The following is a 21,597-nucleotide window of genomic DNA, read 5'->3' as shown; positions in this document are numbered from 1 at the left end:
ATTCAAAGATAGCATATATGAAAGTTGTATTGATAGGCGCAGGAAATGTAGCAACAGTATTAGGACGAAAAATAAAACAGGCGCAACATGAGGTGATGCAGGTGTATAGCAGAAAGATAGAACATGCGCAACCATTGGCAACTGAATTGGGTTGCGATGCTACAAATACTGTTGAAAGTATTTACAAACACGCAGATGTTTATTTGTTTGCCATATCCGATGTGGCGTTGTACGATCTGAAGCAATTTCAATTTGCAGATAAGTTGGTAGTACATACAGGCGGCGCTGTTTCAAAAGAAATGTTGAAGGCAGTTTCAAAAAATTACGGGGTGTTGTATCCATTGCAAAGTTTACGGAAAGAATTGACGGTTATTCCTCCCATGCCTTTGCTGATAGATGCCAATAGTGATGAAGCGCTTGAGTTTTTATCTGCTTTTGCAAAAACAATTTCAGACAATGTTCATGAAACAACCGATGAGCAGCGTTTAAAATTACACGTAGCTGCGGTAGTAGTAAATAATTTTACCAATCATTTGTTTTCATTGGCTGCAGATTATTGCAAAGAAGAATACCTCGATTTCAGCCTCTTGTTTCCTTTAATGGATGAAACCGTTAATCGTGTTCATACCTATTCACCTTCGCAAATGCAGACCGGACCTGCTATGCGGAACGATACGCTTACCTTGGACAAGCATCTAAAGCTATTGGCAGATTATCCAAAGCTTAAATACATGTACCTGAAAATTACAGAAAGCATTATCGGAAGATAAGAATTGCTGTAACTTTTTCTTAATTCACAATTCTACAGTAGGTTTGCAGCCTGAATTTTAGCACGCATGTATAATATAACGTTCAAGTTTGAACAGAAAGGGTTGGAGCCCCTTACCTTATCTAACGTCAGTTCTAATCAGTCATTACTGGAAGTGGCTTTGAAAAATCGTATCGAATTACATCATAATTGTGGTGGCGTTTGCGCCTGCAGCACTTGCCATTTATATGTTGAACAAGGAGAGGACCTGGTAGAAGAATTAACAGATAGAGAAGAAGATTTTATAGACAGAGCGGTTAACCCAAGATTAAATTCCAGGTTGGGTTGTCAATGTGTTTTACAACCGGGTAATGGAAATATAGTTGTTACGCTTCCTGATCAAACTCAATTTTTAGGTGAGTAATAAATAAGTACTAAACCAACAATAAAAATGACATACGAACCTCCTATAAACTGGAACGATTATGAAGATATAGCATTGAAGTTATATGAGCATTTCGGTGATGAATTCAACGAAGCAAAGATCTATCGTATTCGTTTCACTGATCTGCATAAATGGGTATTGGAGATTCCCGGTTTTGAAGGCAAAGCAGAAGAAAGCAATGAAGGTCATTTGGAAATGATACAAAGCAGTTGGGTATATGAGTGGAGAGACAATCAAAAATAATTTCTTATTCTCGTGTTATAAAGTATTCAACAATGAATGTTCTCGAAAATTTTAAAGCAATTAAGGCATTGGTGTTTGATGTTGATGGTGTTTTAGCCAGTGATACTCTATTGATTTTAGAAGGAGGGCAGATCACCCGTAACATGAATAGCAAAGACGGATATGCGCTGCAGTTAGCTGTAAAAAAAGGCTATCATGTGGCGATCGTTTCGGGAGGCGACTCTGATGCGGTTAAAATTCGCTTGGAGCGTTTAGGCATAACCGATATTTTCCTGCAGGTAAAAAATAAAAAACAAAAGCTGGAAGAATATGTGTCCTCTAAAAATTTAAAGTGGGAACAGGTGCTTTATATGGGCGACGATATTCCGGATTATTATTGTTTGCAATCAGCAGGATTGCCTTGTTGTCCCGCCAATGCGGCTATTGAGATCAAAGAAATTGCTAAATATATTTCACCCTTTAATGGTGGAGAAGGTTGTGCAAGAGATGTTATAGAAAAAGTTTTAAAATTAAACGGACATTGGGGCATTGATACTTCTGTTCAAAATAAATAAGTAGTAACTTCGGCTTTAAACATTATCCGTGAAATTGATCGCCGCTTTTTTTCGTTTAGTTCGTTGGCCTAATTTGGTTTTTATTGCGCTTACGCAGATGCTTTTTTATTATTGCATCATAGTTCCTGTTTTACCTCCGTCTTATTATTCGCTGCCACATCACATCACAATAAAAATATTTTACTTAACAATGGCGGCATCTGTATTGATCGCAGCAGGTGGGTACATAATCAATGACTATTTTGATGTGAATATAGACCAGGTGAACAAACCGGAAAAGGTAGTAGTTGAAAAAATAATCAATCGCCGGTGGGCAATTTTTTTACACTTAATATTGACAACAGCGGGAGTGATCATAAGTTTTTATGTGGCGGCACATTCAAACAAGCTTATCTTTTTATTAAATGTTGTTTGCACATTGCTATTGTGGCTGTATTCAACTACATTCAAGAAAAAATTATTATCCGGCAATATCATTATTTCGTTATTAACAGCATGGACCATACTGGTACTCTATTTTGCTGTTAACATTACCAATCTCATTACTATAAGTTATGCTTCTGAAATAGAAGCTGCGGTGCGTCGCTTGTTTAAGTATGCTATTTTATATGCAGGCTTTGCATTTATTATTTCGTTGGTGCGTGAAGTGATAAAGGACATAGAAGATGTACAGGGCGATGAAAGATACAATTGCACCACCATGCCCATTGTTTGGGGAATTCCGGCATCAAAGGTATTTGCAGCTGTTTGGATAATTGTGTTGATAAGCGCTTTGGCAATAGTACAATTTTATGTATTGCAATTAGGATGGTGGTTAAGCGCTCTGTATTGTTTTGTATTGATCATTGTTCCATTAGTATGGGTATTAAAAAAGCTGTACGAGGCGCAGGAGTCAAAACAATATCATCAATTAAGCAGCGCTATTAAACTGGTAATGTTATCAGGTATTTTGTCCATGATCTTTTTGTGGATGTATTCTTGAATTAATTTTGATACCTCCATTTGTCTTCATGGCAGCATCATAAAGTTTATCCTGAGGTACGAAGGATCATATTTCTTTCATCAACATACATAATGGCATCTTTAATTACAATATAGGGTATACATGCAAAAAATAATTTTAGCCTCGCAATCACCGCGTCGCAAACAACTATTGGAATGGGCAGAAGTTACTTTTAATATTTTAGTAAAAGAAACAGATGAGTCCTATCCTCCCGGAATGGCTATTGACGAAGTTCCTGTTCATATTGCAAGGAACAAGGCATTGGTCATAAAGCAAACCTCAAATGTTTCATTACCGATATTGGCAGCAGATACTGTGGTGGTTATTGATAATACAATCATCGGAAAACCAAAGAACAGAGAAGATGCAGTGAATATTTTAATGGTTCTATCAGGAAAAAAACATTTTGTTATAACCGGTGTGGTTATTCTTTATAATGAAAAGGAAATAGCTTTTGCAGATAAAACAACAGTAGAATTCCATTCTTTGACAGAAGAACAAATAGAGTTTTATGTAGATAAATATCAACCGTACGATAAAGCCGGAGCATATGCCATACAGGAATGGATCGGGGTTGTTGGCATAAGATCCATTAATGGTGACTTTTATAACGTAATGGGGCTGCCGGTAAGCAGGGTAGTACAGGCATTGGCAACGTTGTAAGGTGTTTCCTCGTCATAGAAGTTTAACGATAAACTACTTGCTCTATGAACGAAGCACTACTGCAATACATCTGGCAATTTCAATACTTTAATAAGCAGGAACTGCAAACAACAGAAGGAGAGCCGATCTCTATAATTTTTCCCGGGCTTCATAATACCAATCAGGGACCCGATTTTACTAATGCAAAGATCAAAATAAATAATACTACCTGGTATGGGTCGGTTGAGTTGCATTTACGATCTTCTGATTGGGAAGATCATGATCATGCAGCAGATAAAAATTATCAGAATGTAATTCTGCATGTAGTTTGGTTGCATGATAAAGAGGTCAATATTTCTTTCCCAACAGTAGAGCTGCAAGCCATTGTTCCTAAAATACTTTTAAACAGGTATAACGACTTAATGAATGATCGGTCATTTATTGCCTGTGAAAACCTGGTAGGTAATATGGATGATATTATATGGCTTTCATGGAAAGAACGTTTGTTGATCGAACGACTGCAGAAAAAATCACAGCTCATTTTTCAATACTTAGATGATAGCAATAACCATTGGGAAGAAACGTTTTGGTGGCTCATTGCTCGTACATTTGGCGCCAAAGTAAACAGTGATGCTTTTGAAAAAATTGCCCGCTCTGTTTCTACAAACATACTTGCCAAACATAAACATCAAATTCATCAACTGGAAGCATTACTCTTTGGGCAGGCAGGATTGTTAGAGACTGTACATGAGGAAGATTATCCAATACTTTTACAAAAGGAATATCATTTTCTGTCCAATAAATATCAATTAGCGCCGGTAAAAAATGCGTTGTATCTTTTGCGTATGCGCCCATCCAATTTTCCAACTGTTCGGTTAGCGCAGTTAGCAGCGTTGATACAGCAGAGCGAACATCTTTTTTCAAAAATTAAGGAAGCCGTTTCTTTAAAGGAGGTAAAAGATTTATTAGATGTGACTGCGAACGATTACTGGCATTATCATTATACATTCAATCATCCCGCATCTTATAAAATAAAAAAAACAGGCACACAAATGATCAATAGTATTATCATTAATACCATTGTGCCGGTATTGTTTGCCTATGGCTATAAAAACAATGAAAATTCATACAAAGAAAAAGCCTTATTGTGGTTAACACAAACAGCCGCAGAATCAAATGTTATTACAAAAGGGTTTGATGCTATTGGCATTACAAGCAAGCAGGCATTTGATACGCAGGCGTTATTACAATTAAAAAATGAATATTGTAATAATAAGCGTTGCCTTGAGTGTGCAGTTGGAAATAAATTGCTAAAAAGTCAATAGACCATAGTAAATGGAATTACCACTTATATGCAATATTCAATTCAATATCAGGGTGAAGACTTTTTATAACCGGGCAATTATCACCCACTCTTTCTAAAATAGTTCTATCCTTATCAGACAGGTTTAAGTCCGGTAAAAAGGATACTGCTACATCGATCTTTCCAATTCTTCTTGGATCGGCAAGCATATGTTTTTTAACCTCGATGGTGGTGCCCTTTAATTCAATATTCATATCCATCGCTTTCATTGCCATGGTTGTTATCATGCAAGTGCCAAGGGCTGTGCAAACCAGGTCGGTCGGTGAAAAACGTTCTCCTTTCCCCCGATTATCGGTAGGAGCATCTGTTTCAATACTAGTGCCGCTTTGCAGGTGCATAGCGTTACATCTTAAATTTCCTTCATATGCGATCGTTGCTGTCATTGTGCTATTTTTGCATAAATTTACTAAAGCAAATATTAATCATAAAAGCGTGAGGTATAGTAACCATAAAATTTTCTTTCTTTTTTCCTTATTGATTGTATCATTGTCTGTTGTAGCGCAACAACCTGCTAAAAGTAAGCGGGAGCTTAGAAAAGAGCGTATCAATGCTTTGATAAAACAAGAGGAAGAGGGTGTGATTGCCTATAAGAAGCATACCCTTTTTGGATTAATGTTACATACCAACGGTTATGGAGCTTTTATGGAGATGGGCAGGGCGCAATCGATTCGTAAATCCTTGTTGTTTCAATTGCAGATATCAGAGTTAAAAGATCCACGGGAAGAAAAAGTATCGGGCATTTCAGACTTTTCTTTTCTACCTTATATATACGGTAAGATCAACTTCTTTTACCCGGTCCGTTTAGGAGTACAGCAACAATATCTATTGGGAAATAAAGCTAATAAAAATGGCGTAAGTGTTACAGCCAATGTTGGCGGAGGATTATCTTTAGGGCTATTACGTCCTTACTATGTACAGGTGGGACGAATAGATACTTCACAGCAACAGATCTACTACGATAAAGACATAAAGTATAATTCCCCGGATAGTTCCCGCTTTGTAAATGGACCCATACTCGGTGGACCTGACTTAGGTAAAGGCTGGAATGAATTAAAAATGACACCGGGACTATATTTAAAAACAGCGGTTCGATTTGATTATGGAAAATATAATGAAGTAATAAGCGCATTGGAAGTTGGACTAATTGGAGAATTCTATACAAAGAAGATCCCGCTAATGGTGTATCAGCCGCAAAAACAGTTTTTTTTAACAGGATATATAACATTGATGTTTGGCTCACGCAAATAAACAATCTGCTTAATTCGCTGTAATAATAAAAGTAAAAAATACTCAATCTAAATAAGAATGAATGAATTGCCGGTAATAGACGGAGTGGTAGAACAAAAGCCCAAAAAGCCTAATTGGTTGCGGGTGAAGCTGCCCATAGGCGAAGAATATAAACACGTACGTAATCTTGTAGATACACATAAGCTGCATACTATTTGCGAAAGCGGTAATTGCCCGAATATGGGCGAATGTTGGGGTGAAGGAACGGCAACGTTCATGATATTAGGTAATATTTGTACACGCAGCTGCGGCTTTTGTGCTGTAGCTACCGGTAAGCCGGACCCTGTTGATTGGGATGAGCCTCAGCGTGTGGCTGAAGCTATTCATTTGATGAAAGTAAAACATGCGGTTATTACTTCTGTAGATAGGGATGAACTGCAGGACCAGGGAAGTACGATCTGGTACAATACCGTAAAAGCAGTGAAAGCATTAAATCCGGATACGACATTAGAGACATTGGTGCCCGATTTCAGGGCTGATATAAATTGCATTCAACGTATTATTGATGCAGCACCGGAAGTGGTTTCTCATAATATCGAAACGGTTGAACGCTTAACAAAACAAGTCCGCATACAGGCAAAATACTGGCGTAGTATGGAAACACTGCGTGCTTTAAAACAAGGCGGTATGAGAACCAAAAGCGGCATCATGTTAGGTTTAGGTGAAACGAAAGATGAAGTGATCCAAACCATGCAGGATCTTAGAGATAGTAATGTAGATGTTGTTACGATAGGACAATATTTACAGCCTACCCGCAAACATTTATCTGTAGATCGCTTTGTACATCCCGATGAATTTAAAGAATTGCGTGAGATCGGTTATAATATGGGGTTTGATTATGTTGAAAGCGGACCATTAGTACGTTCCTCTTATCATTCTGAAAAACATGTTATTGCCGGTTGGGGAAGAAATAAATGGTTGGAAGAAAAACAAGTACAAGGCTAATTTGTTTCTCTTACAATTTTTGGGGGTATAAATCGAATTCTTTTAAATGTCATTTTCTTTTTAGTCGATCTTTTTTGTAATACCAGCTTTTTATCTTTTAATACTTTAATAAGCCAATACTCATCAATCTTTTTCCCGGAAGGATCGGAGCCTGTTAAATGCATAACAGGAAATTCTGAATTAGTAATGGTATAGTATAAATGGCTGCTGTCACGTATTGCAGTACTGCCGCTAACAAAAGTAAGCTCAGTAGTGTGGGGAGCGTGCGGAGATACCCAATATCCCAATAATTTGTCCTCAATAGTTGTTTGTGAAAACGCCATTTTCCCGTAGAACAACAGGATAAGTAAGAACATCTTTTTCATATTGCAAATGATTATTAACCCTCTTTAGACAGCTTTTCATGTAACTCCAGAACCTGCGGTATCAACATTTTCTGTTCATCATTAGTAATAACGTGATCGCATAAACGCATTTTTATTATTTCGCTGATCTGTTTATCCATTCTTGCCAATACATCCTCTCTTGAAATACTATCTCTTTTCATTGCTCTTAAAATACGAAGTGGAACAGGGGCATATACGCCGATCACTTTATCCAATTGTTCTTGTGATCCGCTTTCAAAAATTAAAGCAGCCTCTTTGATTACATAAGCTGCAGATTGACGGCTCATCCAGTTTTCAGCATCTATAATAGTAGCCGGGTGAACAATAGAATTTAATAGTGTTAATTTTTCAGGAGCATTAAAAACAAGGGAAGAAAGATAGGGACGATTTAATGTGCCGTTAAGATAGGTCTCTTTGCCGAACTGCTTCTGTAATTCTTCTTTTAGTTCATTGTTCTCATTCATCAAACGCTTGGCGGCGTCATCGGCATAATACACAGGTACACCCAATGTTTCAAACACTTTGGCTACAGTGCTTTTTCCACTGCCGATGCCGCCTGTTATGCCAACTCTTAACATGATACAAATATCAAATTACAAATAACAAATTCCAAAAAGAGAAGCGGGGGATTAATTAAAAATAAAAATTCCAAATTCCAAGCAAAATCTGCACATTGGAATTTGGAATTTAGTATCTGTTATTTATAATTTATTACGCTTTTGTTTCGGTAGTGCCAGCCGCTTTTTTATTTACTGCAGCCGTCATTTCCATGCTGATAGTACTTTTTTCTATCTTTAAATAACTGCCAGGACTAACTTCTAAACTGATGGTACCATCTTCATTTACTTTGTTGATAGTGCCATGTATGCCTGCAATGGTAACTATTTTATCTCCTTTCTGAAGATTCTCAATATACTTTTTTTGTTCTTTTGCTTTTTTAGCCTGCGGACGGATCATGAATAACCAGAAGATCAGGATCATTAATCCTAAAAAGATAAAAGAGAATCCGCTGCCGCCTTGCTGACCGCCTTGTGCTGTCATTAAAAAAATACTAGGTAATTGCATTGTTATTGTGTTTTATTGTTGAGTTTAATTTTTAGTTGAATCTACCAGGATGTCTCCGGTTAAAACCAGCTGTGGAAATCCGGGATGTGCATTGGAAAAAACTCTTACCGTTTTTACAACATGACCACGTTTTCCTGCACTGTTGAATACCACTTTGATAACATCGTTTTGCCCTGGAAATACCGGTTTTTCCGGGCGTCTAGGAACGGTGCACCCGCAACTAGCCTGTGGCTCCTGCGGAAATACCAACGATTTTTTTCCTGTATTGGTAAAAACAAAATCGTGTTCCACCTTGTCTCCTTGTTTAATTGTTCCGAAATTAAAAATGGTATCAAGTACCTGAACAGAAGTCGTATCTTTTTCAGCAATATCTTTCATCGCCTGTTCATTGTCATCTACAATATTGTTGTTTCTTTTTTTGTCTTTCATGGCACATGAAACAAAAAAGAAGACGATAATGAAAGGAAGATATTTTGCTTTTTGCATCCGGTTGAAAAATTTTCGCAAAGGTATATTTTTACAGCGTGCTATTCTTAAAAGTTACTTTATGAATTTTATTCTCAGCCGATAATTCCTTATGAATATTATCTAAGATCCCATTAATGAATTGCCCGCTTTGCGGTGTACTGTATTCTTTTGCCAGGTCGATATACTCATTAATGGTAACCTTGGTGGGGATTGTTTCAAAATATAAAAATTCACAAATGCCCATTTGTATTATTATCAGATCAAGCGATGCTATACGGTCTGCATCCCAGTTTTTGAGCTTGGGTTTCAGCATTTCCATAGTTATATCCTTCTTGTCTAATACTGTTTGCAAAAGACTTTTGGCAAAATCCAGCTTGTCTTTACCGGCTATTTCCTTGTAATCGTAAATAGAGGATTTCTGCAAATAATTTAAAACTAATTGCTGCATCATTTCAGCGTCATCATCCCAGTTAATAAAATGCTCTTCTACGTGATTAATGAATGATTCATTCGGGAGAAGCAGTGTGTTGAAAATAAATTCAAGAATATCTTTTTCTGATTTTTTATCCCTTGCAGCAATACCAACATATTCCTTATATTCTTCTGATTCAGTTAAAGATTGATAGATCTTTTTCAACAATTCTTTATCGATAATATGTTCCGGCTTTATCTCATTAATGGCAGCTATGTAATTGCTGTTTTCAATGATCTTCCAAAGCAGTTCATTGCCTGCAATTTTGGTATTTAGGTTTAGATCTCCTGCTGTAGGTAGATGCTTGGAAGCTCTTTGCCGGGCATCCGTTTCTACATAACGGGCAGTTTCGGTAATAAAATAAATAAGGTAGATAAAAAGCCTGCGGCTTTGTTCCATTTTCTTGGTGAGAATACTTTGTGCTTCACCGGGTTTTACCTCGTTCATGCTGTCCACTGCGTATAAACTCTGCATCACTTTCACCCGTATATTTCTTCTGCTGATCATGTAAAAAGAACTTTTAAGGGGGCAAAGGTAAGGTTTACGGCGCAAAGGTGAGTAGTGAATAGGTAATGGTGAAAAAATGGCGGTGAAGAACAGGCTATTGTAAAGATTTGGCGATTGACCATTCACTATTCACGAAAAATTGTCCTAAAACTGACAATTTTGATTTTATTGGACTCTTGGTATAAAATTCGAGTACCTTTGCTGTCCTCAATTTTTTTCAATTAATTAAAAAAAAATACAAACATGGCTAAGAAGTTAAACATTACTCCTTTACACGACAGAGTAATTGTGCAACCGGCCGCTGCTGAAACAAAAACTGCAGGCGGTATTATTATTCCTGATACAGCGAAAGAAAAACCACAACGTGGTGTTGTGTTGGCTGCCGGCCCCGGCAAAAAAGACGAACCTGTAACAGTTAAAGCAGGCGACACTGTTCTTTATGGTAAATATGCAGGTACCGAAATCAATGTTGATGGTACTGAGTATTTGATCATGAGAGAGAGCGATATTTTGGCAATTGTTTAATTGCTGAATAGAAAATTAAAAGTAAAAAGGAGTGACACAACGATGCTTAATAGCAGTACAATTGTTCATCTCATAAAAATAAACCAACAAACAAATAAACTTTATAAAAATGGCAAAGCTTATATATTTTGATATCGAAGCCCGCAACAAAATGAAAAAGGGTGTAGATACTTTGGCGAATGCGGTTAAAGTAACCTTAGGACCAAAAGGTCGTAACGTGGTAATTGAAAAGAAATTCGGGGCACCTGCTGTAACAAAAGACGGTGTTACTGTTGCAAAAGAAATTGAACTGGACGATCCGATTGAAAACATGGGTGCGCAAATGGTGAAAGAAGTAGCGTCTAAAACTGCTGATGTAGCAGGAGACGGTACTACAACGGCAACTGTGTTGGCGCAAGCGATCATTAGCGAAGGCTTGAAAAACGTTGCTGCCGGCGCTCATGCAATGGACTTGAAACGTGGTATTGACAAAGCTGTTAAAGCTGTTGTTGAAAACTTAAGAAGTCAATCTCAAACGGTTGGTAACGACAATAAAAAAATTCAACAGGTTGCTTCTATCTCTGCTAATAATGATGCTGAGATCGGTAAGCTGATCGCTGAAGCAATGGCTAAAGTAGGTAAAGAAGGTGTTATCACTGTTGAAGAAGCAAAAGGCACTGATACTACTGTTGAAGTAGTAGAAGGTATGCAATTCGATCGTGGATACATTTCTCCATACTTTGTAACCAACAGCGAAAAAATGGAAGCTGAGTTACAAAATCCTTATATCTTGATTTATGATAAGAAGATATCTGCAATGAAAGATATTCTTCACATCTTGGAAAAAGTTGCTCAAAGCGGACGTCCTTTGGTAATTATTGCTGAAGATCTTGATGGAGAAGCATTGGCAACATTAGTGGTAAATAAATTACGCGGTACTATTAAAGTGGCTGCTGTTAAAGCTCCCGGCTTTGGCGACAGAAGAAAAGAAATGTTGCAAGACATCGCTATCTTAACTGCAGGTACTGTTATCAGCGAAGAACAAGGGTACAAATTGGAAAATGCTGATCTTACTTATTTAGGCCAGGCTTCTTCTATCACCATCGATAAAGACAATACAACTGTTGTTGGCGGTAAAGGAAAGAAAGCGGATATCACTGCAAGAGTAAATCAAATTAAAGCGCAAGTAGAAATTACTACTTCTGATTACGATAAAGAAAAATTGCAGGAACGTTTAGCTAAGTTAAGCGGCGGTGTTGCAGTATTGTATATTGGTGCTGCTACCGAAGTTGAAATGAAAGAAAAGAAAGACCGTGTAGATGATGCTTTACATGCAACACGTGCGGCTGTTGAAGAAGGAATTGTTCCGGGTGGTGGCGTTGCTTACATTCGTGCTATTGAAAGTTTGGAAAAACTGAAAGGCGCTAACGATGATGAAGCAACCGGCATCTTGATCGTTAAACGTGCTATTGAAGAGCCTTTACGTCAAATTGTTGCTAACAGTGGAATTGAGGGTTCTATTGTAGTGCAAAAAATTAAAGAAGGTAAAGCTGACTTCGGTTTCAACGCTCGTACAGAAGTATATGAAAACATGTTGAAAGCCGGTGTTATCGATCCAACTAAGGTATCTCGTATTGCATTGGAAAATGCTGCTTCTATTGCTGGTATGTTGTTAACTACGGAATGTGTAGTTGCAGACAAACCTAAGGAAGATGCTCCTGCAATGCCTGGTGCTCCTGGTATGGGCGGCATGGACTATTAATAGCGTGAGACGTTAAGCGTCAGGCGTGAACTTTATACAATCCCTCTTGCGTTAGTAAGAGGGATTTTTATTTATATACATTCATCATTATAAATGCAATAATGAAAACAAAAAAAGAATTAAAAGAAGATTATAAACAGATACGCTTCAAAATAGGAGTGTTTCAAATCCGGAACACTGTAAACGGTAAAATATTTATTTCAAGTGCTGTTAATTTAGATGCGATCCGGAACAGCAATTTTGCTCAATTGAGATTTGGTGCACATCGGAATGAAGAGCTGCAAAAAGACTGGAATCAATATGGAGAAGAAAATTTTCAATTTGAAATATTGGATGAGATCAAGCAGGATGAAACAAAAGTTGTGGACTATAGCAAAGATGTAAAGCAACTGGAGAAAATGTATATAGATGAACTGAAGCCTTTTGATGACAAAGGATATAATATGGAACCTAAAAGTTGAACGCAATAAACGAATAAACAGCTAAACCAATACCTTTGCTTCATGCTTCAAAAAATACATATACAGAATTATGCCATTATTGAAGAATTATCGGTTGAGTTTTCAACAGGTTTAAATATTATAACCGGCGAAACAGGAGCTGGTAAAAGCATTTTAATGGGAGCGTTGAACCTGACCCTTGGAGAAAGGGCAGACAGTGCCTCCTTATTAAATAAAGAAAAGAAATGTGTAGTAGAATCTTTTTACAAAACCGCATCCAATAAGTCAGTAAAACAATTTTTATCGGCGAATGACCTGGATATGGAGGATGAGCTGGTGATTCGCAGAGAAATAGCACCCAACGGAAAGTCAAGAGCATTTATCAATGATACGCCGGTCAATTTAAATCAATTAAAAGAATTAAGTTCTTTACTGGCCGATCTGCATCAGCAATTTGATACAATGGAATTGGGTGATAGCGATTTTCAGCGGGAAGTATTGGATGCATTGGCTGATAATGCAGCGTTATTAAAAGAATACAGCGATGTTTATCAGCAATACATAAGCTGCAGAAGAGAATTAGAAACATTGCAGTCGCAACAATCCGCTGCCAATAAAGAACTTGACTACAACCAATTTTTATTTGATGAATTGAATGATGTCAATTTAAAAGAAAATGAATTGGAAGCTTTAGATGTGGAATTAAAGCTCTTAAGCAATGCGGAAAATATTAAGCAACAATTAGGCGCTGTTTATTTTGAATTGAAAGAAAGTGAATTGCCTGTTGTACAGCAATTAAAATCGCTGAATAGTAAGTTGCATGCGCTGGAGCAATATCATGGAGATATTCCAGCACTAACACAACGGTTGCAAAGTACCCAAATTGAATTAAGTGATATTGCTGATGAATTGGAACGGATAAACGATTCAGTGCAATACAGTCCTGAACGGATTCAACAGGTGAATGATAAAGTAACGATCGGTTATAAGTTATTAAAGAAGCATTCAGTTACAACTACCAATGAATTATTAGCCATAAGAGACGAACTTCAGCAAAAGCTAAATAGTATCCTAAATCTTTCAGAGCAAATAAAGAAAAAAGAGCAGGAGCAAGATAAGTTGTCGCAACAGAGTGAAGGATTGGCAAATAAAATTTCTGCTAATCGAAATAAAGTGATCAAGCCTTTTACGGAAAAAGTCAATGCTTTGTTAGCCCAGGTTGGTATGCCCAATGCAAGGATACAAGTACAGCTAACCATTGTTGCATTAAACGAGTTTGGCAATAATGACATTGAGTTTTTATTTGACGCCAACAAGAGCAATCGTTTTGAGCCATTGCGTAAAGTAGCGAGTGGGGGGGAATTGAGTCGGTTAATGCTTTGTATAAAATCGCTGGTAGCCAAAAAACTGCAATTGCCTGTTTTGATCTTTGATGAAATAGATACCGGCATTAGTGGCGAAGCGGCTAAGCAAGTGGGTATCATCATGAAAGAATTATCGCAATCGCACCAGGTGTTGTCTATTACTCATCAGCCGCAGATCGCTGCTAAAGCGCAATCGCATTATTTTGTTTATAAAGGAATTAAGGATGACAAGATCGTTACAGCCATTAAATTATTAAGTAATGATGAACGAATTACTACCATCGCACAAATGCTAAGCGGCGAAAAACCTACTGCTGCTGCATTGGAGAATGCACGAGAAATGGTATCCAATTAAAATTGGTTTATAAAATGAAATATTTTTTATTCTTTCTTATTCTTCTGCCTTTTAAAATTATTGCCCAAACAAATCAGCTAAATTTTTTTGCTATTGAAGGAGAGATCAGGTCAAGCATAGGTGAGCCTGCAAGATATGTTACTCTCACAGCTACTAAAAAGAATTGGCATAGAATAGGTACCTGGTCTAATACTGAAGGACATTTTAGACTTGAAAATGCTGAACTGGGTGATGTTGTTAAGCTGACTTCGGTTGGTTACAAAGCTTGTTATTTTATAGCTGATAGCTCAAATAAATATTTATTAATCACACTTCCTTTAGATACCTTAACCACTGTTATATACACATATGCAACTTCAAAGGATTCTATAAAAAGGTTTAGTTTTAAAAACCTTTTTCAGGGCGAGTTGAAAATTGATTATATAAAGACTGATAAAAAAATCGATCAAAAAAAACCATACAACGGAAATCAGGAAATGGTAAAAGTGGAAATACAACCTTACTTTATTAATACAGCTACTGCATTTATTGATTCGCTTACAAAGAAAATCGATCAGCTAAATAAAAAGGACAAGCCTAAGAATATAGTGGATATATGTCTTTATTATATAATTACAAAAGACAAAAATATTGTAGCACAAAGTATTGCCGGTAATGGCAGTGAGGCATTAAAAAATACCATCAAAAACAGCTTTTGCATTTATAATAAAACAAAGCCCGGATTACAAGATGGAGGAAACGTTGATGTGTTTTGTAAAGTTAAATTTAGAATAGAAAAGAAGGGGAAAAGTTATATGGTTGATGTAATTGAATAATTCAGATTCTAATATCCAATTCCGAAAGCAATATCATATTTTTGCCGTCACAAATAATCAGCTATGTCATACAATTTACTTAAAGGAAAAAAGGGCATCATATTCGGCGCATTGGACGAAAAATCTATTGCATGGAAAACAGCGTTGCGTTGCCATGAAGAAGGAGCCCAATTATTATTGACAAACGCACCGGTTGCGATGCGCATGGGAGAGATAAACAAATTGGCTGCTGCAGTAAATGCACCGGTTATACCTTGTGATGTTAGCAGCAATGAAGATGTTGCCAATTTAATAAAGCAGGCAAAAGAACATTTTGGTGGTGGAGTAGATTTTATTTTGCATTCAATCGGGATGAGCATTAATGTTCGCAAAGGAATTCATTATACAGAAAATAATTACGAGTTCAGTCACAAAGGGCTGGATATTTCAGCGTTAAGCTTGCATAGGGTATTAGCTGCTTGTATGAAAGAGGATGCCATCAATGAATGGGGATCTGTAGTGGCATTAAGCTATATAGCTGCACAACGTGTATTTCCTGATTATAACGACATGGCAGACAATAAAGCTATATTGGAAAGCATTGCCCGCAATTTCGGTTATCAGTATGGAGTGAAGAAACATGTAAGAGTAAACACGGTTTCTCAATCGCCTACTAAAACTACGGCTGGTAGCGGTGTTAAAGGATTTGATGGCTTTATTAATTATGCTGAAAAGATGAGCCCTTTAGGAAATGCAAGCGCAGATGATTGTGCGAATTACTGTGTTACCTTATTCAGCGATTTAACCAAGATGGTTACGATGCAAAATCTTTTTCATGATGGAGGGTTCTCATTTACAGGTGTAACACAAGCCGTAATTGAGCAAATGGAAAAATAGTAGTACAGCCGTTGCAGTGAGTGACACAAGAATGTTCAATAGTAGTACAAAAGTTGACTACATAAAATAATAAAGCCGCAGTTATGCGGCTTTTACTTTTTAAATTCAAGTTGGAATTTGAAATTTATTATTTGGAATTTATCCTAATATTCATCTTCATTAAAAAAGAAGTCTTCCTGGCTAGGATAGTCCGGCCAAATGTCTTCCAGTCCTTCATACACTTCTCCACCGTCATCTTCCAATTCCTGGAGATTTTCAATTACTTCAATAGGAGCGCCACTGCGGATTGCATAATCGATCAGTTCATCTTTTGTGGCCGGCCAAGGCGCATCTTCCAAATGTGAGGCAAGTTCTAATGTCCAAAACATCTTTTAACAGGTTTTATTTTTTGCAAATGTAGAAGTTTGGCTGAATTAACCAAAAGTGTTTTTCAACGTAGATTTTTTTAATAACCGGCGTTTCGCTAAAATTATTGTGTATTCTTATTTATTAGTTATTTTAGAGGCATGCTGAAGGCTTCAAATATTTTTAAAAATTATGGTTCGTTGCCGGTTTTACAGGGGGTTGATATTACCATTAACAAAGGAGAAGTAGTGAGTATTGTTGGCTCTTCCGGAGCCGGAAAAAGTACGCTGCTGCATATTTTAGGTACTTTGGATAAGGCAGATAAAGGCTCTATTTCATTAAACGATAAGCGTATTGATGAACTTTCAGGGAAAAAGCTGGCTGCATTTCGTAACCAATCCATCGGTTTTGTTTTCCAGTTTCATCATTTGCTGCCGGAATTTACTGCACTGGAAAATGTTTGTATTCCGGGATGGATCGCCGGCAAAAAAAAGAAAGATGTACAATCAAGAGCAAAAGAATTGTTGCAAATATTAGGGTTAGGAGCAAGGTTGGAAAATAAGCCTCAACAGCTTTCAGGGGGTGAACAGCAGCGGGTTGCTGTAGCAAGAGCTTTAATAAATAATCCTGCAATCGTAATGGCGGATGAACCTACAGGAAATTTAGATAGTATTCATGCAAAAGAACTACATCAGTTGTTTATGGATCTGCGTAATCAATTCGCCCAGACTTTTTTAATTGTAACACATAACGAGGAATTGGCGCAACTAAGCGATAGGATATTACATATGAAGGATGGAAAGATGGTAGATCAATAATCTATTCCATAAAAATTACCCATTCAATCGGGGTTTCCAGGCAATTTCTTTTACGTTAAGTAAATGCCCAATATATCTAGCCAAAACAAAAAGATAATCGCTCAAACGATTAAGATATTTTATTATCAAAGGCTCTACGAATAAATTGCTTTCAGTCATGTTTACACAAAGCCGCTCACTTCTTCTGCAAACACAGCGTGCAATATGTGTGGTAGAAACAGCAACATGACCACCGGGAAGAATAAAAGATTTCATTTCAGGTAATACTTCATTCATCTTGTCAATTTCTTTCTCCAGTAGTAATATATCTTCTTCTTTAAGATCAGGAATCTTCATTTTAGGTTCTTTGTCTGTATCGCAAGCAAGAGATGAACCAATGGTAAATAAACGGTCTTGAACTTCTTTTAAAATTGTTTTACTATGCTCTTCTGCAAGATGGTCATTTACCAGCCCTATATACGAATTCAGCTCATCGATTGTTCCATATGTTTCAATACGCAGATCGCTTTTAGCGACCTTAGTGCCACCGATCAACGAGGTTTTACCACCATCGCCTGTTTTAGTATAAATTTTAATAGACATTATTATCAGGAAAGGCTTGTTGTGAATTCTTTCTTTTTATCGCTTTCAATAACACCATCGCGTAAACGAATAATGCGATGTGCATATGCGGAAATATCTTCTTCATGCGTCACTAAAATAACCGTGTTTCCCTGGGCATGTATCTCGCCAAAAATATCCATAATTTCTATAGATGTTTTTGTATCCAGGTTTCCCGTGGGTTCATCTGCTAAAATAATTGAAGGGGTATTGATCAGCGCTCTGGCAATTGCCACACGCTGGCATTGTCCGCCGCTCAATTCATTGGGTTTGTGATGACTTCTATCCGTAAGGCTCACTTTTTCCAATGCCTGCATGGCACGATCCATGCGTTCCTTTTTGTTGATACCACTATAGATAAGCGGTAATGCTACATTTTCAACAGCAGATAAGCGAGGCAATAAATTGAATTGTTGAAATACAAATCCTATTTCTTTATTGCGAACCTCAGCCAGATCGTTATCTGGCATCCTGCTTACATCTTTACCGTTTAAAATATATTGTCCGCCGGTAGGAGAGTCGAGACAGCCTAAAATATTCATTAAGGTACTTTTGCCGCTGCCGCTTGGTCCCATTAGCGCTACATATTCATTCTTAAGAATATCCATAGTAATACCTTTTAAAACGGGCAACTCTTGTTTGCCGAGATAATAGCTTTTTTGAATATTATTTAGATGAATAATGGAGTTCATGTTTGTTATTAGGAGGTGAAACCTGAAGCGTTGATCGTGAGAATCAAAAATATTCAATTGATGTTTGACGATTCTTGTCTCACTTTTTTATCACTTTAGGAACTTTAAAAAATTGATCATCTGGCAAAGGTGCATTTCTCAAGCCTTCTTCACGGGAAATACTTCCTTTTACATTATCTTCTCTTAAAATATTTACGTTATCTGTCATGTGTAAAAGAGGTTCTACACCAGATGTGTCTAGTTCATTCAGCTTTTCCACAAACTGTATCATTCTCTGCAGATCTTGCTTAATAGCTCCTTTTTCTGTTTCATCAAAATGTAATCTCGACAGATGGGCAATTTTATCTACTAATTCGTTGGTAATTTCCATATAACAAAAATAATGGAATATAGCGGATACCGATTTAGGAATTTGAGTATTTAAAACCGTAATTCGTCATTCGTAAATCGTAAATGGTAGTTATCTTCGTTCTCCTTATGAGTAAGAAAGAAATAGTAATGAGTGGTATTCGTCCAACAGGCTTTTTGCATTTGGGTAACTACTTTGGTGCTATCCGCAATTATGTAAGAATGCAGGATGATTTTGAATGTTATTTTATGGTGGCAGATCTGCATTCTCTTACAACCCATCCAGATACAAAAGAATTAAAAGCAAATGTGCATCGTGTGTTGGCAGAAAATATAGCTTGCGGATTAGATCCTGAAAAAGCGGCATTATATTGTCAAAGCCATGTATATGAAACATCAGAATTGTATTTGTATTTAAACATGTTAGCCTATAAGGGTGAATTGGAAAAAACAACTACATTTAAAGATAAAGTTCGGTTACAACCTGAAAATGTGAATGCAGGATTATTGACATATCCCGTTTTACAAACGGCTGATATCGTTTTGCATAGAGCCAGGTATGTTCCTGTTGGTAAAGACCAGGAACAGCATTTAGAGATGGCAAGAAATTTTGTGAACCGGTTTAATCATCGTTATGGAGATGTTTTTCCGGAGCCGATAGCATTTAATTATAACGATGAATTGGTAAAAGTGCCAAGTTTAGATGGTTCGGGTAAGATGAGTAAAAGTGAAAATCAATTGGCAACATTGTATTTGGCCGATGATGATGAATTGATTCGTAAGAAAGTGATGAAAGCTAAAACAGATAGCGGACCAATAGAACCCAACTCAACCAAGCCTGATTACATAGAAAATATTTTTGCGTTGATGAAATTGGTTTCATCGCCAGACACTATAAAAAAATTTGAAGACGATTATAATAATTGTGTTATCCGTTATGGTGATATGAAGAAGCAATTGGCTGAAGATATGGTGATGTTCATTACCCCTGTTCGTGAAAAGACAAATAGTATTTTACAGGATGAAGTATATTTAAAAAAAGTAATGGACTTAGGTGCAGAGAAAGCCAGGGCGAGCGCAAAAGCCACTATGCAATTGGTAAGAGAAGCAATGGGCTTTAATTACTAAAATAGTAAACTACATTTCAAAAAGAATATCTATATTGAAGTCCGTTATTTTGAATTCTGAAGTATTAATTTGTTACCTGCAATCTTCAATTTGTAATTAATTTATGGCAAAAGCAAACAAACCAAAACACATAGCAATAGCCGGGAACATTGGCGCAGGAAAAACTACTTTAACGGAACTATTAAGCAAACATTATAAATGGATTCCTCAATTTGAAGATGTTGATCACAATCCTTATCTGAATGATTTTTATGAAGACATGCCAAGATGGAGTTTCAACCTGCAAATATTTTTCTTAAATAGCAGATTGAATCAATTGCTGGAAATTCGTCGTGGCACAGAAACAGTGATACAAGACAGAACGATTTATGAAGATGCACACATATTTGCTCCAAACCTGCACGATATGGGTTTAATGGGCAAACGAGATTTTGACAATTACTTCAAGTTTTTTGAAACATTGAAAACAATGGTGCAGCCCCCGGATCTTTTAATTTACTTAAAAGCATCTGTACCAACATTGGTTGCACAAATTCAAAAGCGGGGGAGAGAATACGAAGAAAATATTCGCCTGGATTATCTGAAAAAATTAAATGATTATTACAATAACTGGATCGATAATTACAAAGAAGGTCCGTTATTAGTTATTGATTCAGATAAAAATAAATTTGCAGAAAACGAAGAGCATTTTGGACAAATCATTACCAAGATAGACTCGATGTTGTTTGGATTGTTTTAATCTATCAACTGGTTTTTCATTGCATAGAATACCAAACCAACGCTGTTCTTAACACCAAAACGTTCCATCAAACGATCCTTGATCGCTTCTACAGTTCTGGCACTGATGTCCATTTTTTGAGCAATTTCAGAAGCAGTGTATTCCATACAAACTAAAGTAAGCACTTCTTTTTCTCTTTCACTAATCACAACTTCCGAAGTAAGGGTGGGGTTGAATTTTTGCTTACTGTAATTTTTCTTGATTAAAACTTTATTTACGAAAGGGTTAAGGTAAAAGCCTGTACGCATTACATCGGTAATGGCTTTTCTGATCTCTGTGGGTTCTGTACTTTTAAGAAGGTATCCTGCAGCACCACAATCCATTAAATGACCTACAAAGCGTTCATCTTCGTACATGGTTAAAATGATAACACGAATATTAGGAAAAAGCTTGGTAACCTGTTTTGTAGTATCAATGCCGTCGCGAACAGGCATTTTTAGGTCGCATAAAATTACATCCGGTTGAGACTCAGGGATTTTTGCAAGCAAATCATCGCCGTTATCGGCTTCCATTACAAATTTTATGTTATTGTAAGGCTTTAAAGACAGGATAACACCCCTTCTGAAAATCTTGTGATCGTCAGCAATAGCAACTTTAATCTCTTCGCCGATTATTTCTTCTTCGTTCATAAATATTAGGATAGG

General features: G+C 36.8%; 29 protein-coding genes. 18 read left to right on the top strand and 11 right to left on the bottom strand.

Translation table 11 applies throughout. The features are described from left to right. The first annotated feature begins 17 nt into the window (after positions 1 to 17). The 7 genes from K9M53_RS09170 to K9M53_RS09140 all read left to right on the top strand — a co-directional run bounded on the left by K9M53_RS09170 (position 18) and on the right by K9M53_RS09140 (position 4,960). Positions 18 to 770: a Rossmann-like and DUF2520 domain-containing protein gene (locus tag K9M53_RS09170; RefSeq protein ID WP_224014057.1), complete on the top strand. Its 753-nt coding sequence runs from the start codon at positions 18 to 20 to the stop codon at positions 768 to 770. A gap of 66 nt (positions 771 to 836) precedes the next feature. Continuing rightward, complete coding sequence (locus tag K9M53_RS09165; RefSeq protein WP_224014055.1) at positions 837 to 1,172, top strand: 2Fe-2S iron-sulfur cluster-binding protein; 336 nt, start codon at positions 837 to 839, stop codon at positions 1,170 to 1,172. A 27-nt stretch (positions 1,173 to 1,199) separates the two neighbouring features. After that, the gene (gene iscX, locus K9M53_RS09160; protein WP_224014052.1) at positions 1,200 to 1,436 is read left to right on the top strand and encodes a Fe-S cluster assembly protein IscX; all 237 of its coding nucleotides are present in this window, start codon (positions 1,200 to 1,202) and stop codon (positions 1,434 to 1,436) included. A gap of 32 nt (positions 1,437 to 1,468) precedes the next feature. Continuing rightward, positions 1,469 to 1,990 carry a KdsC family phosphatase gene (locus tag K9M53_RS09155; RefSeq protein WP_224014051.1) on the top strand — a complete coding sequence of 174 codons (522 nt, stop codon included), beginning with the start codon at positions 1,469 to 1,471 and terminating at the stop codon, positions 1,988 to 1,990. A gap of 28 nt (positions 1,991 to 2,018) precedes the next feature. Next, entirely contained in the window at positions 2,019 to 2,972 is a 954-nt protein-coding gene (locus K9M53_RS09150; protein WP_224014049.1) for a geranylgeranylglycerol-phosphate geranylgeranyltransferase, read from the top strand. Positions 2,973 to 3,095: 123 nt separating this feature from the next. After that, entirely contained in the window at positions 3,096 to 3,656 is a 561-nt protein-coding gene (locus K9M53_RS09145; protein ID WP_224014047.1) for a Maf family protein, read from the top strand. A gap of 44 nt (positions 3,657 to 3,700) precedes the next feature. Beyond that, positions 3,701 to 4,960 (top strand): DUF2851 family protein, encoded by a 1,260-nt coding sequence (locus K9M53_RS09140; protein WP_224014045.1) that lies wholly within the window; start codon positions 3,701 to 3,703, stop codon positions 4,958 to 4,960. 16 nt (positions 4,961 to 4,976) lie between these two features. Here K9M53_RS09140 and K9M53_RS09135 read toward each other — a convergent pair whose 3' ends face one another. After that, a complete protein-coding gene (locus tag K9M53_RS09135) occupies positions 4,977 to 5,381 on the bottom strand; it encodes an OsmC family protein (protein WP_224014043.1) in 405 nt (134 codons plus the stop codon). A gap of 49 nt (positions 5,382 to 5,430) precedes the next feature. Here K9M53_RS09135 and K9M53_RS09130 point away from each other — a divergent pair, with 49 nt between their 5' ends. Further along, the gene (locus K9M53_RS09130) at positions 5,431 to 6,246 is read left to right on the top strand and encodes a hypothetical protein (protein WP_224014041.1); all 816 of its coding nucleotides are present in this window, start codon (positions 5,431 to 5,433) and stop codon (positions 6,244 to 6,246) included. Positions 6,247 to 6,303: 57 nt separating this feature from the next. Next, positions 6,304 to 7,230, top strand: a complete 927-nt coding sequence (gene lipA, locus K9M53_RS09125; protein ID WP_224014039.1) for a lipoyl synthase — start codon at positions 6,304 to 6,306, stop codon at positions 7,228 to 7,230. On the opposite strand, the gene K9M53_RS09120 is transcribed toward lipA, so the two are convergent. The 5 genes from K9M53_RS09120 to nusB form a co-directional block, all read right to left on the bottom strand. Continuing rightward, on the bottom strand, positions 7,227 to 7,595 hold the full coding sequence (locus tag K9M53_RS09120) for a hypothetical protein (RefSeq protein WP_224014037.1): 369 nt from the start codon (positions 7,593 to 7,595) through the stop codon (positions 7,227 to 7,229). The genes lipA and K9M53_RS09120 overlap by 4 nt on opposite strands. 14 nt (positions 7,596 to 7,609) lie before the next feature. After that, positions 7,610 to 8,194 carry a dephospho-CoA kinase gene (coaE, locus tag K9M53_RS09115; protein WP_224014035.1) on the bottom strand — a complete coding sequence of 195 codons (585 nt, stop codon included), beginning with the start codon at positions 8,192 to 8,194 and terminating at the stop codon, positions 7,610 to 7,612. 133 nt (positions 8,195 to 8,327) lie between these two features. Next, entirely contained in the window at positions 8,328 to 8,681 is a 354-nt protein-coding gene (gene yajC / locus K9M53_RS09110; protein ID WP_224014033.1) for a preprotein translocase subunit YajC, read from the bottom strand. Between the two features lie 24 nt (positions 8,682 to 8,705). Continuing rightward, positions 8,706 to 9,167 carry a DUF1573 domain-containing protein gene (locus K9M53_RS09105; RefSeq protein WP_224014031.1) on the bottom strand — a complete coding sequence of 154 codons (462 nt, stop codon included), beginning with the start codon at positions 9,165 to 9,167 and terminating at the stop codon, positions 8,706 to 8,708. A gap of 31 nt (positions 9,168 to 9,198) precedes the next feature. After that, on the bottom strand, positions 9,199 to 10,128 hold the full coding sequence (gene nusB, locus K9M53_RS09100; RefSeq protein ID WP_224014029.1) for a transcription antitermination factor NusB: 930 nt from the start codon (positions 10,126 to 10,128) through the stop codon (positions 9,199 to 9,201). A gap of 243 nt (positions 10,129 to 10,371) precedes the next feature. Between nusB and K9M53_RS09095 the strand changes: the two genes are divergently transcribed. The 6 genes from K9M53_RS09095 (at position 10,372) to K9M53_RS09070 (ending at position 16,244) form a co-directional block, all read left to right on the top strand. Then, positions 10,372 to 10,653 (top strand): co-chaperone GroES, encoded by a 282-nt coding sequence (locus K9M53_RS09095; RefSeq protein WP_224014027.1) that lies wholly within the window; start codon positions 10,372 to 10,374, stop codon positions 10,651 to 10,653. Between the two features lie 109 nt (positions 10,654 to 10,762). Continuing rightward, the gene (gene groL, locus K9M53_RS09090; RefSeq protein WP_224014024.1) at positions 10,763 to 12,394 is read left to right on the top strand and encodes a chaperonin GroEL; all 1,632 of its coding nucleotides are present in this window, start codon (positions 10,763 to 10,765) and stop codon (positions 12,392 to 12,394) included. Between the two features lie 101 nt (positions 12,395 to 12,495). Beyond that, the gene (locus K9M53_RS09085; RefSeq protein ID WP_224014021.1) at positions 12,496 to 12,855 is read left to right on the top strand and encodes a GIY-YIG nuclease family protein; all 360 of its coding nucleotides are present in this window, start codon (positions 12,496 to 12,498) and stop codon (positions 12,853 to 12,855) included. Between the two features lie 42 nt (positions 12,856 to 12,897). Beyond that, positions 12,898 to 14,553, top strand: a complete 1,656-nt coding sequence (gene recN / locus K9M53_RS09080; RefSeq protein ID WP_224014019.1) for a DNA repair protein RecN — start codon at positions 12,898 to 12,900, stop codon at positions 14,551 to 14,553. A 14-nt stretch (positions 14,554 to 14,567) separates the two neighbouring features. Then, the gene (locus tag K9M53_RS09075; protein ID WP_224014017.1) at positions 14,568 to 15,368 is read left to right on the top strand and encodes a hypothetical protein; all 801 of its coding nucleotides are present in this window, start codon (positions 14,568 to 14,570) and stop codon (positions 15,366 to 15,368) included. Positions 15,369 to 15,431: 63 nt separating this feature from the next. Further along, positions 15,432 to 16,244 (top strand): enoyl-ACP reductase FabI, encoded by an 813-nt coding sequence (locus tag K9M53_RS09070; RefSeq protein ID WP_224014014.1) that lies wholly within the window; start codon positions 15,432 to 15,434, stop codon positions 16,242 to 16,244. Between the two features lie 143 nt (positions 16,245 to 16,387). Here K9M53_RS09070 and K9M53_RS09065 read toward each other — a convergent pair whose 3' ends face one another. Beyond that, positions 16,388 to 16,612: a DUF2795 domain-containing protein gene (locus K9M53_RS09065; protein WP_224014012.1), complete on the bottom strand. Its 225-nt coding sequence runs from the start codon at positions 16,610 to 16,612 to the stop codon at positions 16,388 to 16,390. Positions 16,613 to 16,750: 138 nt separating this feature from the next. On the opposite strand from K9M53_RS09065, the gene K9M53_RS09060 reads away from it, so the two are divergent. Continuing rightward, entirely contained in the window at positions 16,751 to 17,407 is a 657-nt protein-coding gene (locus K9M53_RS09060) for an ABC transporter ATP-binding protein (RefSeq protein ID WP_224014010.1), read from the top strand. 15 nt (positions 17,408 to 17,422) lie between these two features. Here the strand turns inward: K9M53_RS09060 and K9M53_RS09055 are convergent, their stop codons facing one another. The 3 genes from K9M53_RS09055 to gatC form a co-directional block, all read right to left on the bottom strand. Then, complete coding sequence (locus K9M53_RS09055; protein ID WP_224014008.1) at positions 17,423 to 17,989, bottom strand: cob(I)yrinic acid a,c-diamide adenosyltransferase; 567 nt, start codon at positions 17,987 to 17,989, stop codon at positions 17,423 to 17,425. Positions 17,990 to 17,994: 5 nt separating this feature from the next. After that, the gene (locus K9M53_RS09050; protein WP_315857659.1) at positions 17,995 to 18,699 is read right to left on the bottom strand and encodes an ABC transporter ATP-binding protein; all 705 of its coding nucleotides are present in this window, start codon (positions 18,697 to 18,699) and stop codon (positions 17,995 to 17,997) included. Positions 18,700 to 18,778: 79 nt separating this feature from the next. Next, positions 18,779 to 19,069, bottom strand: a complete 291-nt coding sequence (gene gatC / locus K9M53_RS09045; RefSeq protein ID WP_224014006.1) for an Asp-tRNA(Asn)/Glu-tRNA(Gln) amidotransferase subunit GatC — start codon at positions 19,067 to 19,069, stop codon at positions 18,779 to 18,781. A gap of 107 nt (positions 19,070 to 19,176) precedes the next feature. Between gatC and trpS the strand changes: the two genes are divergently transcribed. After that, positions 19,177 to 20,175 (top strand): tryptophan--tRNA ligase, encoded by a 999-nt coding sequence (gene trpS / locus K9M53_RS09040; protein WP_224014003.1) that lies wholly within the window; start codon positions 19,177 to 19,179, stop codon positions 20,173 to 20,175. A gap of 103 nt (positions 20,176 to 20,278) precedes the next feature. Then, positions 20,279 to 20,914: a deoxynucleoside kinase gene (locus K9M53_RS09035; RefSeq protein WP_224014001.1), complete on the top strand. Its 636-nt coding sequence runs from the start codon at positions 20,279 to 20,281 to the stop codon at positions 20,912 to 20,914. Here the strand turns inward: K9M53_RS09035 and K9M53_RS09030 are convergent. Further along, positions 20,911 to 21,582 (bottom strand): response regulator transcription factor, encoded by a 672-nt coding sequence (locus K9M53_RS09030; protein WP_224014000.1) that lies wholly within the window; start codon positions 21,580 to 21,582, stop codon positions 20,911 to 20,913. The genes K9M53_RS09035 and K9M53_RS09030 overlap by 4 nt on opposite strands. Positions 21,583 to 21,597 lie beyond the last annotated feature (15 nt).

Source organism: Ferruginibacter albus, from assembly GCF_020042285.1.
GTDB classification, from domain to species: domain Bacteria; phylum Bacteroidota; class Bacteroidia; order Chitinophagales; family Chitinophagaceae; genus Ferruginibacter; species Ferruginibacter albus.
This window is presented reverse-complemented; position numbering and strand designations above follow the sequence as displayed.

Bases quoted from the DNA above. Each gene is read 5' to 3' on its own strand.
- K9M53_RS09170 (WP_224014057.1), top strand. From the start codon at position 18: ATGAAAGTTGTATTGATAGGCGCAGGAAATGTAGCAACAGTATTAGGA.
- K9M53_RS09165 (WP_224014055.1), top strand. From the start codon at position 837: ATGTATAATATAACGTTCAAGTTTGAACAGAAAGGGTTGGAGCCCCTT.
- iscX (WP_224014052.1), top strand. From the start codon at position 1,200: ATGACATACGAACCTCCTATAAACTGGAACGATTATGAAGATATAGCA.
- K9M53_RS09155 (WP_224014051.1), top strand. From the start codon at position 1,469: ATGAATGTTCTCGAAAATTTTAAAGCAATTAAGGCATTGGTGTTTGAT.
- K9M53_RS09145 (WP_224014047.1), top strand. From the start codon at position 3,096: ATGCAAAAAATAATTTTAGCCTCGCAATCACCGCGTCGCAAACAACTA.
- K9M53_RS09140 (WP_224014045.1), top strand. From the start codon at position 3,701: ATGAACGAAGCACTACTGCAATACATCTGGCAATTTCAATACTTTAAT.
- K9M53_RS09135 (WP_224014043.1), bottom strand. From the start codon at position 5,381: ATGACAGCAACGATCGCATATGAAGGAAATTTAAGATGTAACGCTATG.
- lipA (WP_224014039.1), top strand. From the start codon at position 6,304: ATGAATGAATTGCCGGTAATAGACGGAGTGGTAGAACAAAAGCCCAAA.
- K9M53_RS09120 (WP_224014037.1), bottom strand. From the start codon at position 7,595: ATGAAAAAGATGTTCTTACTTATCCTGTTGTTCTACGGGAAAATGGCG.
- coaE (WP_224014035.1), bottom strand. From the start codon at position 8,194: ATGTTAAGAGTTGGCATAACAGGCGGCATCGGCAGTGGAAAAAGCACT.
- yajC (WP_224014033.1), bottom strand. From the start codon at position 8,681: ATGCAATTACCTAGTATTTTTTTAATGACAGCACAAGGCGGTCAGCAA.
- K9M53_RS09105 (WP_224014031.1), bottom strand. From the start codon at position 9,167: ATGCAAAAAGCAAAATATCTTCCTTTCATTATCGTCTTCTTTTTTGTT.
- nusB (WP_224014029.1), bottom strand. From the start codon at position 10,128: ATGATCAGCAGAAGAAATATACGGGTGAAAGTGATGCAGAGTTTATAC.
- K9M53_RS09095 (WP_224014027.1), top strand. From the start codon at position 10,372: ATGGCTAAGAAGTTAAACATTACTCCTTTACACGACAGAGTAATTGTG.
- groL (WP_224014024.1), top strand. From the start codon at position 10,763: ATGGCAAAGCTTATATATTTTGATATCGAAGCCCGCAACAAAATGAAA.
- K9M53_RS09085 (WP_224014021.1), top strand. From the start codon at position 12,496: ATGAAAACAAAAAAAGAATTAAAAGAAGATTATAAACAGATACGCTTC.
- recN (WP_224014019.1), top strand. From the start codon at position 12,898: ATGCTTCAAAAAATACATATACAGAATTATGCCATTATTGAAGAATTA.
- K9M53_RS09075 (WP_224014017.1), top strand. From the start codon at position 14,568: ATGAAATATTTTTTATTCTTTCTTATTCTTCTGCCTTTTAAAATTATT.
- K9M53_RS09070 (WP_224014014.1), top strand. From the start codon at position 15,432: ATGTCATACAATTTACTTAAAGGAAAAAAGGGCATCATATTCGGCGCA.
- K9M53_RS09065 (WP_224014012.1), bottom strand. From the start codon at position 16,612: ATGTTTTGGACATTAGAACTTGCCTCACATTTGGAAGATGCGCCTTGG.
- K9M53_RS09060 (WP_224014010.1), top strand. From the start codon at position 16,751: ATGCTGAAGGCTTCAAATATTTTTAAAAATTATGGTTCGTTGCCGGTT.
- K9M53_RS09055 (WP_224014008.1), bottom strand. From the start codon at position 17,989: ATGTCTATTAAAATTTATACTAAAACAGGCGATGGTGGTAAAACCTCG.
- K9M53_RS09050 (WP_315857659.1), bottom strand. From the start codon at position 18,699: ATGAACTCCATTATTCATCTAAATAATATTCAAAAAAGCTATTATCTC.
- gatC (WP_224014006.1), bottom strand. From the start codon at position 19,069: ATGGAAATTACCAACGAATTAGTAGATAAAATTGCCCATCTGTCGAGA.
- trpS (WP_224014003.1), top strand. From the start codon at position 19,177: ATGAGTAAGAAAGAAATAGTAATGAGTGGTATTCGTCCAACAGGCTTT.
- K9M53_RS09035 (WP_224014001.1), top strand. From the start codon at position 20,279: ATGGCAAAAGCAAACAAACCAAAACACATAGCAATAGCCGGGAACATT.
- K9M53_RS09030 (WP_224014000.1), bottom strand. From the start codon at position 21,582: ATGAACGAAGAAGAAATAATCGGCGAAGAGATTAAAGTTGCTATTGCT.